This window comes from uncultured Fibrobacter sp. (assembly GCF_947305105.1).
Classification (GTDB): domain Bacteria; phylum Fibrobacterota; class Fibrobacteria; order Fibrobacterales; family Fibrobacteraceae; genus Fibrobacter.
Genome location: NZ_CAMZCS010000001.1, coordinates 160,851 through 173,699, shown reverse-complemented (window position 1 = coordinate 173,699; position 12,849 = coordinate 160,851). Strand labels below are relative to the sequence as shown.

At 48.6% G+C, this 12,849-nt stretch carries 9 protein-coding genes; 2 read left to right on the top strand and 7 right to left on the bottom strand.

The features are described from left to right. The first annotated feature begins 30 nt into the window (after positions 1-30). Both Q0Y46_RS00735 and Q0Y46_RS00730 read left to right on the top strand, forming a co-directional pair. Positions 31-2,616, top strand: a complete 2,586-nt coding sequence (locus Q0Y46_RS00735; protein ID WP_297943744.1) for an MMPL family transporter — start codon at positions 31-33, stop codon at positions 2,614-2,616. Positions 2,617-2,620: 4 nt separating this feature from the next. After that, a complete protein-coding gene (locus Q0Y46_RS00730; RefSeq protein ID WP_297943741.1) occupies positions 2,621-3,505 on the top strand; it encodes a hypothetical protein in 885 nt (294 codons plus the stop codon). Positions 3,506-3,511: 6 nt separating this feature from the next. Here Q0Y46_RS00730 and Q0Y46_RS00725 read toward each other — a convergent pair whose 3' ends face one another. The 7 genes from Q0Y46_RS00725 to Q0Y46_RS00695 form a co-directional block, all read right to left on the bottom strand. Beyond that, positions 3,512-5,497 carry a sulfatase-like hydrolase/transferase gene (locus tag Q0Y46_RS00725; RefSeq protein WP_297943738.1) on the bottom strand — a complete coding sequence of 662 codons (1,986 nt, stop codon included), beginning with the start codon at positions 5,495-5,497 and terminating at the stop codon, positions 3,512-3,514. 16 nt (positions 5,498-5,513) lie between these two features. Continuing rightward, positions 5,514-6,539, bottom strand: coding sequence for a hypothetical protein (locus tag Q0Y46_RS00720; protein WP_297943735.1), 1,026 nt, complete (start codon positions 6,537-6,539; stop codon positions 5,514-5,516). Between the two features lie 47 nt (positions 6,540-6,586). After that, the gene (locus Q0Y46_RS00715) at positions 6,587-7,648 is read right to left on the bottom strand and encodes a glycosyltransferase family 4 protein (RefSeq protein ID WP_297943731.1); all 1,062 of its coding nucleotides are present in this window, start codon (positions 7,646-7,648) and stop codon (positions 6,587-6,589) included. Beyond that, positions 7,645-9,084, bottom strand: coding sequence for an oligosaccharide flippase family protein (locus tag Q0Y46_RS00710; protein ID WP_297943728.1), 1,440 nt, complete (start codon positions 9,082-9,084; stop codon positions 7,645-7,647). The genes Q0Y46_RS00715 and Q0Y46_RS00710 overlap by 4 nt, the downstream gene beginning before the upstream one ends. 60 nt (positions 9,085-9,144) lie before the next feature. Continuing rightward, the gene (locus tag Q0Y46_RS00705) at positions 9,145-10,107 is read right to left on the bottom strand and encodes a glycosyltransferase (RefSeq protein ID WP_297943725.1); all 963 of its coding nucleotides are present in this window, start codon (positions 10,105-10,107) and stop codon (positions 9,145-9,147) included. Positions 10,108-10,122: 15 nt separating this feature from the next. Next, positions 10,123-11,241, bottom strand: coding sequence for a hypothetical protein (locus Q0Y46_RS00700; protein ID WP_297943722.1), 1,119 nt, complete (start codon positions 11,239-11,241; stop codon positions 10,123-10,125). Positions 11,242-11,312: 71 nt separating this feature from the next. Next, the gene (locus Q0Y46_RS00695; RefSeq protein WP_297943719.1) at positions 11,313-12,752 is read right to left on the bottom strand and encodes a hypothetical protein; all 1,440 of its coding nucleotides are present in this window, start codon (positions 12,750-12,752) and stop codon (positions 11,313-11,315) included. Positions 12,753-12,849: the final 97 nt, after the last annotated feature.

The window sequence follows — 12,849 nt, the reverse complement described above, 5'->3', positions numbered from 1 at the left end:
TCCATGCAAACTTTTTTATATATTTTGCCTATGACTACAAAGAAATCCTTGCAAGAAAAATTTTCAGCGTGGTACATTCCGCTGATTTGTAAGCATCAATTCAAGGCATTGGCTTTCTATTTCCTGCTTGCCGTACTATGCGCATTCCCCATTTTCGTTAAACCCGGTCTTCGACTGGATGCAGATCTTTCTCATTTGCTTCCCGATGACACCCCCAGCGTCCTTGCTCTGCAAGAATCATACCAGCGCTTTGGCAGCACGGACCGCTTCACGATTGCCATTCAGAGCGAAGATGCCGAAATTGTGGCCGCGATGCAGGATTCCATAGAGCAGTACATCCATAGCCGTTGGCAAGGCGATTTCGTGTCAACGCAAAAAGACGAAGACAACCAATTTTTCAAGGACAACGCCCTTCTTTATCTGCCCATATTCCATTTGGAACGCATCCGCAACAATTTGGAAGACCTTCAGTTGGAAATCGGCAGGAAGAATGGTCCTCTTGTCGTGGACTTGTTAGGCGAAGCCCCTGCCGAAACTACTGAAAAAAAAGAACGCATTTGGTTTGATGAAAATTTGCCGCAGGAGCTCGGCCTTCCGGACGAAGCCATTGGCGCGTTCGCTTCATTCATTAAAAAGGCCAAGCTTGGTTCCGCCCAGGACCAAAAAGATGAATGGCATCCGAAAGATCCTGTACCGGACCACCTGAAATCACGCCTCATCGGTTGCCCGCATCCCGACAGTACGGGAAAGATATTGTTTAACGGTGTCGTGAACGCTAAACTCATCAAGCCGTCTACGGATTACGAATTCGTCACCCACATTCTTGCGCGTACGGACACCCTCCTTCAGCATTTCAACGGAAAGACCTTCGCCGTTCCCACCCGCTTTACTGTGGATGGAACATACGAAGGCCTCAAGGAAGTTGACGAAGTTGCCAACGACAGTATTTTCTCCTTTGGCATCAGTTTGGTTCTGATCATACTTCTTACCTCGTATTTCTTTAGAGGAATCAAGGGACCGATTCTTGTAACCGGCTCCGTGCTATACGCCTGCATTCCGACATTCGCCTTTACCGCCCTCTTCTACGGAAAACTGAATCCGTTTACGGTTTTTGTCGCATCCATCATCCTGGGGATAGGTATTGACTACTCCATCCACATGCTGGGAACCGCGCAAAAGTTACTGCGCGAAAAAGCATCCTTGGAAGAAGTTCTCGAAGAAGCCCAAAAGCGCATGCTAAAACCGTTTATCTTGGCAAGCTTTACCACCATCGCCGCGTTCCTCACCTTGCTTGCGGCGCACTTCAAGGGTTTCTATGAATTTGGTGTCGTTGCATCTGCAGGTGTTTTCTTCAGCATGCTCACATCCATTTTGGTTCTCCCGGTATTCATCAAGTGCATGGGTGGCATTCCCAAGGCTCCGGACAACAGTTTCTTCCCGAAAGCCTGGACAGAAGCCAAAATCCTTAAGTTCTTCAAAACAGCCGCCATCGTCGGATTTGTTCTGGGAGCAATATCCCTCTACTTTGCCCCGCAGGTGGATTTTGAACACGACCTTAAAAACCTTCGTCGCGCTTCCACGGTAAAGACGGTCCAGCACAACAAGATTTCCACAAAAGTGACCCGAGCAAGTTACAAGGCCAAGACCTCCACGCCGGCAGCGGTCATGGGCTCGAAGACGTCGCAGCTTGACCGCCTCTACGATACGCTGATGTACCGTCTCAACGTAGAAAAGGATTCCATGCTGGGCAGTTTTATAACGCTCAAGAGTTTCATTCCACCTAAGGATTCACAGGAAGCACGTCTCGAAATCATCGAGGAAATTCGCGATTTGGTAGAGGCTCGCATATTTGACCGCGCCGAAGGGGAAGATTCCGTCAACATCGCCAATTTAAGGAAACTGGCAATGGTCGAGAAGACCTTCGCTCCCGAGGATCTTCCCAGTTGGATTCTGGATATTGTCCGCGAAAAGGACGGTTCCTACGGCAAGATCGGCTTTATCTATGGCGATTTCCCCAGTTGGGACGCAAAAGCATTACACCGTTTCCAGGAACGCTACGGGCACTGGAATTTTGACGGCGAAAAGCTCCGTACATTCTCCTCGCAGTTCATTCTTTCCGATGTGATTTCTTCCGTGAAAGAAGACAGTTTCAACTTGGCAATCGTAATCATCCTCGTTATTTTCGGAACGCTCCTCATATCGTTCCGAAAACCCAAAATTTTCCTTGTGGGTTGCATTCCCTTTGGCATGGGAGTACTCCTTACTTTAGGATTGCTAGGCTTCCTCAACGGGACATTTGACTACGGCAAGATAAGTATTTACAACGTGATTGTGATTCCGATGGCATTGGGTATCGGCATTGACGCCACGATTCACCTCGTGACGGCCTGGAATTCCGATAAGACCATGACGCTTCGCAGGTTGATGGATACAACAGCACGAAACGTGATGGCCAGTTCCTTGACGACTATTGCGGGTTTCGTGGGATTCCTCTTTACGACACATAAAGGATTGAAGGGTATTGGCGACCTTGCTTGTATGAGTATATTCATGTTCCTTTTAGCAAGCGTTGTCTTCTCTATGTTCCTGTGCGGCAAGATCCTAAAAAAGGAATAGTTGCGTGAAACCCATAGAGCTATACCGTAGCATCATGCAAGGTGTTTGGAATATCGGCTTTGTCGAGAACACCTTGGACGGAGTCATTAACGGCGAGCCCTTGAAAATCAAGTGGTTGAATCACGAATGCAAAGACCGCTGGTTTGCAGACCCCTTCATTCTCGATGTTACAGATGACAAGATCTATGTCTTAGTCGAAGAATACTATTATCCTCATAAGCGAGGGCGCCTTGCGATGCTCACCATCGACAAGGCCAGCAACAAGCTACTCAAAGCGGATACGATTCTGGAGCTCGATTCGCATCTCAGTTTTCCGGCGATTATCCGTAGGGATGGCAAAATCCTGGTTTATCCCGAAAATTTCAAGGGTGGCGGATTAAAGCTATACGAATTGGATCTGGAAAAACCTGCCTTGGTCAATGGGCAATCGATTAGCGACGCGCTCCTTACGGATGCCATCTATACAGAATTATTTGGCAAAAAACAGATTTATTCTACGGAAATTCCCAATCCCAACGGGTCCATCTTGGGCGTTTACGAAATGGATGAAACAGGAAAGTATGTCAAAGTGAAGGAATATAACTTTCCTGAGAAAATCGCAAGAAACGCAGGCGACTGGTTCGAGTACAAGGGAAAGAAATATCGCCCAGCCCAAGAAAGCAATGTAGAATATGGTCATGGCATATCCTTCCAGCAAATTGAAGAATCCCCGGAAGGGCTTCAATTTAAGGAACTGTGGAGAAAGACTTCGCCACACCCTACAATGAAAGTGGCGTTCCATACATTCAACATGTACAAGGGCGTAATGGTTATGGATTGCCGTGGATACCGTTACAGGGTAGCCGCCGGCATTATCAACTTCTTTAGGCGATTGTTCGTAAAAGGATAGTTCCTGTTACGGCATCATGATGTCGTTGCGGAGTACGGAGCGTACGGCTTTCGCAGCCCCCACAGCCCTCTTTTTCCATTCAAGGTCGGCCGATTCAGTCGTAAGCGCATAAGGGCTTTCGCCACCGGATGCGGCTCGGTAAACATCTTCGTTTTCAAGGCCACCCGCAAGCACGTGGTCACGGAAACCCAGGTAGTAGGAGTTCTGGGAGAAGAACACCGAAGGCTGTTCCGCGGGGCGTTCCTGAGTGAGCAAGTCGTATCCCCAGAAATGGTTCGGTTCGCGAACCTGCGCCAGGTCAAAAATCGTCGGCCCCAGATCTAGCTGCGAGGCCACATCTTCGCGAACGGTAAGCCCGTTAAAGAGAGCCGTATCGGCCGAGAAAATCCCGACAAAAATCTGGGAAGCCGAAAGGCCCAGCGGCTGCGGGACCAGGTAATCCACCGAATCTACCGGAGTATCGTGGTCTCCCAAGACAAACACCACCGTTTTATCAAAATCAGGGCGAGCAGAAAGAGCCTCAAAGAAGCGGCCCAGCTGTTTGTCGGTGTAGCGAACCGCATTACGGTACCGCACCATGGCATCGTCAGGCTTTTCCGCAAAACTATCCGGATAGTTGTAGAAAGGAATGTGGGACGAAATCGTATTGAAAACAAGAAGCCACGAACTATCCGTCGGCTGTGTATTCAGCAATTCCAGTGCCTTGTTCACGCCCAAGCTATCGACAGTGCCAGCAAGCGTCACCTCTTGAGGCAAAAACCAGTTCTTGCCAAAGAACTTTTCGATAAAGGGTAACGTGTGGTCAAAAATCGGGTTCGATACCGTCATGTACTTTTTTTGATAATTTGTCAGGAATTCCGGCCAGCCCTTGAACTTGTTTGCCGCATAAAAACTGGGAACATCGCGGTTCGGATGCGAGGGGAACCCCATATAGGTCGCCATAGTGCCGCGCACTGTCGGGTAGCCTCCGCTAAAGGCGTTCTTGAACCAAAGTCCGCCACCGAGAATTTCTCCTGTAGAATCCTTGGGATAATAACCGCCTTTTGCCAGTTTCAAAATATTAGGGGCAATGGCCGTATCACCGTCGAGCATCTTGTTGAAAACACGCCCCTTGAACGATTCGCCCATGATGAACACGATGTTGTAAGGCCTTTTCGCCTTGTATTCATGCGTCGGAGCACTGCGGTACATGGGAAGTTCCAAGGCATTACTGCGACCTGCAACAAAATCCTTAGACAAGAAGGCGTCCAAATCGCCAACCAGTTCATCGGTGATTTTAGTATTATCGTGGATGAACTCAAAAGTTTCCACAGCCGCTATATGGAGTATCGGAGCTGTAAGCGTATGCTTGCCCAAAGTGAAACGCATTTCCACCTTCGTGTGAATCAGCGGAATTTCTATCCACCCGCGAGCCCCCGTAAGGAACAACACCAACGGTGTCAGCGACAACGCCATGCCAACCGCGAACATGATCCAAGGAATTTTTCTGGACACCGGTTTCCGATTGTCGAGGGCGTGCGAACGGCGAAGTTTACGCAACCGAAGCGTATAGACAACAATAAAAGCAATCGCTCCTACAAAGCAGAGCGCAGCCATCGACACCCAGAGAACCGTCCCGAGCAAGTCGCCACCCAACGTCGAAACCGTAGTGGCATCGGTAATGTTCGAAATATGGAAATACGTGCGCAAGAAAGAAAAAGAAAGACGTTGGTGCGAAAAACGGAATACGTCGTAGTCGACAATCGCCACAAAGAAATAGAGCGCATAGAAAACAGCAAGCCCGCGAGGCGCACGCGCAAAGCCGAACAAAGCCGCCATCACGAGAATCGCACCGAATGCCATGAAAATCTGCCAAAGGGTCTTGCCCTCGAACATTTCGGACATGGACAACCCAAGAGGATCCGGCAGGCTGTAGAAAAACGCCAGCAACACGCTCTGCACCAGCAGGGCGACAATCGCCATCACAAGGTAGGGATTTTTCAGCAAACGCACAATGACTCCATCAATATTAACGTTTGTCCTTCCCGAGAAGAGTCCCCAAGACTCTCAGCGGGTAAAGAAGAACCGGCATCTTCTTATAAATCCAGGCGAGCGATTTCGCGAAGGCATAGCTGCGGATGATATAGGCACCGGCAGCCCCCACTTTACGTGTCTGGAATTCGAACGCTTCCTTCGCATGCGCAATCACGTCGTCGTAGTATTCGTCGATATGAATGGACTTGTCGGCATTCACCGTCACCGGGAGGTTCTTCAGGTTCGTGTAGAAATCCTTGCGCAGGATTTTCGGCAAGAAGAGGTTCATGCTCTCGGGGACCTTGTGACCACGAGTATCGACAATGCGCGAGCCAAAGAAGTGCAGCACCTTCGCCGTCGGCAAAAAGCGGTTGCCGTAGGCAAGTTGGCAGTTCCAGCCGCCAGGCATCTTCTGAGTGATATAGCCGAACTTGAAATTCGTCTCGGCTAAGCTCGCCATGTCGTAAGGGAAATTCTTCGACACGCAATAGAGCCAAAGTTCGTGCCAAGTTTCAAAGAACTTGCGGGCTTCGGGAGTATCTGCGGCATACATCACTCCCCCATTGAAAATCTCGTCGTTCAGAATCGGCGAAAAGCCCATCATCTTCGCGTTGTTCAAGACCTTCTTGCGGTTGATGGCCTTCGAAAGATTCGTGTGGAAATCGAGCACTGCGTAAATGCCGCCCTTCCATTCTTCGGGAATCGAGAGGTCACCCACAATCGCGATGTCGGAATCCATATAGAGAATGTCGCCGTCAACCACGTTGCGCATAACCGTCTTGAGGTAACGGGAGCGAAGCATCGGCGTAAACTTTTCATCAAGTGTCAGCACCTTGAGTTCGTCTACAGCATCCTTGAGCGCGGCACGGTTTCTAGTGAGTGTTTCTGCGGTCTTGTCGTCGGTCAGGAGCGTCACGAAGGCACCCGGATTATGCACACGCAAAGAGGCAATGGCCACAAGCGTCTGTTCGCAAAAGAAATCCTTCGGAGAACTCGTCAGAACAAAAAGGTATTTGGTCATACGTCTAATATATAAAATTGTTCAAATGATAAGCGTTTGATTTTTAATTATGCCCTATAGAGGGAAATCCATTCATCGGAATGCGCACTCCAAGAATTGTTTTTCATATAGTTCATTGCGGCAAGCTCTTTCTCCCGTATCTTCCCGGAATAATAATCTTCAAACGCATGTTCCATCGCCTGAATCAGTGCGTTTTCATGGTCTTCATTTGACTCATAGTGGTAAACATACAAGCAATCCGACTGCTTCTGGATATCCACGACATTGGCGATATCAGGAGTCACGACTGTTTTCTCATAAGAACAGGCCATCAGCGCTGTCCCAGAATTCAATGCCGAACGATAAGAATAGGGAGTCACCAAAAAAGCCGCACTCTTCAAATAGGCATAAACATCTTCGTTCGGAACAAATTCCGGAAAGAAATAGACACCTTCCTGTGTTGATATTTTAGCCTGCAACGCATTCTGGTAATCCTTAGGGCTCGCCTTCCCGCAAATGAGCAACACCGCCTCAGGGAACTTCGTCTTTCGGATTTGAGCAAACGCATCTATTAATACATCCACATTCTTGTAATAACGGACGGCACCCAAGAACAATGCAATCGGAGCGTTCTCAGCAATCTTAAACCTTGCGCGTACATCGAGGCTGGATTTCGGATACGATTCAAAGTAATCCCCATGCGGGATCAACATCACCTTATGCAGGTGTTTTCGCAAATAAGGGATATCGAAACTCTTTTCGCTCATTACATGAATGACATGCGAATAGTGAAGCAGCAAAAAGCGCAAAATACGATTATATGGAGCCCGCACCTCATGAGATTCTATATTGTGGACGGTCCATACAATTCTTTTTCCAGAAACAATGACTCGAAGTAAAACAAAAAGGCGATAAATGAAAGACGAAAAATTTTCGCACTGGTCAAACCAGTTAAAATGAAAAACATCACAGCGATAAGGAGACAAATGCTTTTTGACAAGATCATAAAATCCGCTGCATTCATAATCTCCCGTCCGTTCAAGCAATCGGACGAGATTTGCTAAAAACAGATTTGTACTATTTTCCAACTCAGGAAAAAAGCACACCCTCACTTTAGATTCTTTTTTCATTTTTTCTTACGATAATTTTTTTGCGAAAGGCCTTGCTTCCAGAAAGTTAACAAAATGAAAAGCAGAGCAGTCGCAAAAATGACAACCTTTTCAACAATATTCAGCGAGCAAACCGTATTCACGACAATATAGAGGACGGTCAAGCCAACAATCCAAATGCCCTGAACAATCAGATATTTTTCATAGGGCCAATATCCCATTCTCTTTAGATAGATGTTCATCCACACACATTGCATCACTTGATACAACATCGAAGACAACGCAGCGCCGGCAATCCCCATGCGAGGGATACAAATGTAATTCAGCACGACAGCAACGACCAAGGATACAACATTCAAGAAGAAGAGGAAACTGCTTTTTCCTAGGCCATTGATAACAGAACCGGACAAGCCAAAAAGTCCGTTGATCAGGTTACCGATCATCAAGATTCCCAATACGGCGACCGGGCTCTCTTCGCTGACAAACGATTTACCGGCAATCATCATCACCTGTTCCGGAAACAGGACGATAAAGAAGCCAATCCCAAGTTGAATCAACGTCACCATCGAGACGCAATACGAATACACTGGCTTCAGGTCCGTATCCAGGCGTTCCTTGGACATTCCGGCTACGACCGGAGTCAAAATAGGCTGGTAGCTACGACGAATGACTTTCAGGCCATTCGAGATTGTCACCATGACAGCATAAACACCAGCCGCCTCCGGCCCAATCAAAGCAAGGACCATCCACAAATCCACACGCAGCAAGAACGCTCCGACAATTTCCGAAAAACCAATCGGCAACGAGAAGCGAAGCAGTTCCTGAGGGATTTTATCTTTCACGAACCATTTCAATTTAGGGAACTGATGGTTCATGAGGAATATATAAACCATGAGCCCCAGCAAATTAGCGACAAACAGCCCCAACGGGAGCGAAAGCCGATCTTCAAAATGGAGAAAATGGAGCCCCAATGCAATTATGGGAGCCAAGGCCGACAACGCAAATTCGTTTATGAATATCTTGTATTGCGGGCGACGATTCCCTTCCGAGGCCCCACCAAAAAGGACAAGCAAAGAATAAGGAAGGATTGAAAGCGCGTACAAAGAAATTTCTACCGGGGACAACATTTCAAGCCCCGAAGACAGGCGATGCAAACCGAAATAGGAACCGACACAGATGATAACCGTTATCAGGACCGCAACCGACGCGGTAATCCGCAGCGAACCGATAATACCGTCATGTTCCGGCCGATTGCATACTTTATTTTGCGGCAGATAACGGTGCAGGCCATAATCGAAACCAAAAACAGACACACGGCACAATGTCAGCACGAGCAATTGCGTAGAAACGTAGATTCCAAAAATTTCCTTGCCAAAAACACGGGCGATAACAATCGTAAATATAGGGGCGAGCACCTTGAGAATAATTCCCAAGAACGTAAAAAAGGTACCCTTCATCAAAAATTTTTGATCTGCTTGAATGGAATTATCGGCCATACCGTTTACCACATAAAAATTTTAAACAACACCCAACCATTTCAGCAGTCTGCTAAACCTTGGAAATTGGCGATACAGGAAGAAAAGCGGGAATGACGCTTTTTCGTTCAATACACTGGGTGCGCCCCAAAAGCATTGCCTTGCATTGCGGATGACTTGCAGCATGGACTCGTCTACAGACTGCAACTCTTTCATTTTTACAAAGAAATCCTTTCTCATCAGCGGATGCGGTTCCTTTTTCCCATCTATTCCGGTGCTGAAAAAGTGGAGAATCTTGGACCGGCAAAGAATCGGATAGATGGTCTTCACGCGGTACAGGTGATTATACGCTTCACGAACTTGGCAGTTCCATTCTCCAGGCATCTCTACGATAGAGTGATTCAAAATATGATTCGTCTCGTTAAAAGATATCTGGTCCGTAAAAATACCTTTTTGCGCGCATTGCTGGTATAACGCATGCCACTTAGAAAAGAATTCCCGTGCAGGCTTGTCATCCCTTGCAAAAATAACCCCACTATTGAAATACTTGTCGTGGAAGGAGAGCGAAAAATTCATCGTTTCCTTGTCAGCATTATTTTTCTTATGCTTAACTTGGTACTTGTCGTTTTCTCCACCATGCATATCGACAACGGCAAAAACACTGCCCTTGGGATCGATCGACTTCAGTTCCAATTTATCGACAATAGCCGTATCGCCATCAATAAACAGGAAATCGCCGTCAATATGATTGCGCATGTTCGTCTTTAAATATCTAGAACGAACCATGTTCGACATTTTTTCGTCAAACGGGACAACCTTGTACTCGTTCACCAAATTCTTGATTTGCGCCCTGAAGTTCCCGACCAGATTTTTGTCTGTCTTGTCGTCAACCAATAGCGATACAGAAGCATCGGGGTTATAATGGCGCAAGGAAAGCACCGAGGCAAGCGTCTGCTCGTAATAGATATCCTTTTCTTCGCTGACCAGTACGTACAGGAACTTCATCGCCTAGTTTCCTAATCAATCGGCATCGTCAAAGGCCTGTGCCTCTTCGGGCTCGTCCACAATCCACTTGCGGATATGCTCGGCCAAATCCACCTGACCGTCCTTTTCCAGTTCGTCGGCCATGCCCCTCAAGGTATCGGCATCCATGCCGGGCAATTCCTTTTCGAACGTCGTCACGTAGCCTTCCAGCAAGTCGTATGCCTTCATGCTCTGCAAGAGCTGCATGAACTCGATATTCGCCGTGCCGCCATTGCGGTAGCGGATATGGTCTTCCAGCAACTTTCGTGCACGGGTAGAATCCACGACCTGGCAGAGCCTAGCCAAGTTGATGACCTTCGGGTATTTCTCGTACAGGCTTTCGGCAATCTTCGCACAATCGGACTTCCGGCCTTCACGGTCTGCTATGCCGGCCTGCAAATCCAGGCAGGCTTCTTCGTCTTCGGCCCCCGGATTTTCCACATCGCGCAGCCATTGCTTGGCCATTTCGATATCGCCCGCGACAAAATAGGAGTTCGCAATGTCGATTATCGTGGCATTGCTCTTCTGGGGGTCGCGCATCAGGGCGGCCTTCGCAAACTCGGCGGCATCGCCGATATCGTCTGCCATGTCCGAAATGGCATCCAGGATATCATCGCGGTTAGGCAATTCATTGGTCTCCACGGCATTCATCAATTCGTCCAGGAGTGCCTTGATCGCATCGGGCGGGAGAATTTCCGATACCGAGAGGAACACATAGGAGCGCCCTTCCTCGCCCACGTGGCGAATCGCCAAATCGTGTACAAGGTCGGACACATATTTCTTGTCTTCGTACTGTTTGGCCAGTTCGACAAAGAACGTGCCCGCATCGTAAAAGAGGCCATCCCAAAGTTCAGGCTCGTCGTCATCGATACGCGAGCAGATAAAATCGCAGCGAAGCGTCCACGCCAGGAGTTCCAGCTGGAGTTTCGGGTTTTCGCCAAACCTTTCGATATCGTCAATCGCAGCGGCAATCGAGTCGAACAAATCTGCAGGGCGCCCAAGCAGGCGGCTACGGCCGTTCACGATGTCGCAGAGCATCTGGCGGATTTTATCTTCCTTCCCACGGAAGGCACCATCATTGGCAGGAGATTTCCAAACTTTTTTCTTTTTAGCCATAAACCCAATACTAGAAAATTCGCGCCCCAACAATGGGGCGCGAGTAAACGTTTTTGACTATCTTTCGAAGACTATTTAATCCAGGTAAAGAACGGGAAGCCGGCATACTTATCGCCAGCCATCGTCCACACATTCTCGACCGCATTGAGAGCAGCGAGGAAGTCTGCAGTCTTCATGGCTTCAGAGGCTTCGCCCACTTCTGTCGGAGCGACCTTCGTCGCAGCATCGTAGTAAACCGAGACCATTTCCGAGGTGGACATGTGGGCACCGGCAACAGATGCAGCATTAGCGATTGGAGAAACCACACCCGCGTTATAAGCACCGGTCACCTTGCAGGTTTCCGCCTTGCCGATAAGGCCGCCAACATTGGTAGTGCCTTCCGCCGTAATCTGCCCTTGGTTGAAAGCGCTCGTCATGGAAGCTTCGGTCACGAACTTTCCGGCAATGCCACCCACACCGAGGGCGGACTTGGCCGTAACAGCCCCCACATTGTAGACCTGGTTCAGTACAGCGGAATTCGAAGCGACAGCGACAACGCCACCGACAGAACTCATGCTGTTATCTTCACCGGTCACAGCACCTTCGTTACCGGACTGTTTCACCTCGACCTTCGCAGCCTTGGCCACAACGCCAGCCACATCCATCGCGCCAGCAACAGTGCCCTTGTTCACGCACAGTTCCACAACGCCGTTCATCGACAAGGTAGACACGATACCCGCCACAGCCGTCTTCCCAGCGACCGCAGCCGAATTGATTGCACTCTTGACCGTCGAAGAAATAGCCGTCGCGATAACACCGCCAACAGTGCCGTTTCCATTGACCGTACCAGACACAGTTGCATTCTCGACGGCGCTGCCGCCACTGATGCTACCGCCAAGACCGCCAACAAAGTCGTTACCCGTCATGTTTCCCGAAACGGAAACGTCCTTGATTGTCGTGTTTTCGGCCTTACCGAAAAGCATACCCGCATAGGAACCGGCCTTGATGGAAACGCCTTCCAGCTTGACATTCTTGATAACTGCATCCTTGACGTAGCCGAACAAGCCCGAGTAAGAGGCCGTATCGTCGATAGAGAGGTCCTTGATGACATGGTCTCCCCCATCGAACGTGCCACCGAACGTACGATTGCTCTGTCCCTTGACGCATCCAATCGGAGTCCATTTCTTGGTAAGTTTAATATCTGCAGTCAACTTGAATGCAATCCCGTTATAGTTCGCAGACTTCGCATTCACCTCGTCCATCAAGGTCAGCAGATCTTGTTCGTTATTCAATTCATACGGACTAGCCTCTGTACCCGCACCTTTCCACAAGTTGGACGGATCGTTAGGTAAAACCCAATCAATATCCGACGAAGTCGGATTGCTCGGATCATTGCTCCCGCTAGAACCCGGATTTTCAGGATTGTTAGAGTCGCCGGAACCGCCACCGCCGCCTCCTGTAGAACTATCATCACCGCATGCAGCCAGCGCCAAGGCGGCCACTACCAAAACAAACCATTTTTTTAGATTCATACTTACCACCAAAAAAGAACCATGTTATCTATGATACCAATATATATTAAGTTTTGCCCATTATCCACAGCAAAGGCCATAAAATGGCTACGTTAAG

Coding starts and splice junctions, on each gene's coding strand:
- Q0Y46_RS00710 (WP_297943728.1), bottom strand. CDS start 9,084: ATGAAGGGTACCTTTTTTACGTTCTTGGGAATTATTCTCAAGGTGCTC.
- Q0Y46_RS00705 (WP_297943725.1), bottom strand. CDS start 10,107: ATGAAGTTCCTGTACGTACTGGTCAGCGAAGAAAAGGATATCTATTAC.
- Q0Y46_RS00720 (WP_297943735.1), bottom strand. CDS start 6,539: ATGACCAAATACCTTTTTGTTCTGACGAGTTCTCCGAAGGATTTCTTT.
- Q0Y46_RS00700 (WP_297943722.1), bottom strand. CDS start 11,241: ATGGCTAAAAAGAAAAAAGTTTGGAAATCTCCTGCCAATGATGGTGCC.
- Q0Y46_RS00735 (WP_297943744.1), top strand. CDS start 31: ATGACTACAAAGAAATCCTTGCAAGAAAAATTTTCAGCGTGGTACATT.
- Q0Y46_RS00695 (WP_297943719.1), bottom strand. CDS start 12,752: ATGAATCTAAAAAAATGGTTTGTTTTGGTAGTGGCCGCCTTGGCGCTG.
- Q0Y46_RS00715 (WP_297943731.1), bottom strand. CDS start 7,648: ATGAAAAAAGAATCTAAAGTGAGGGTGTGCTTTTTTCCTGAGTTGGAA.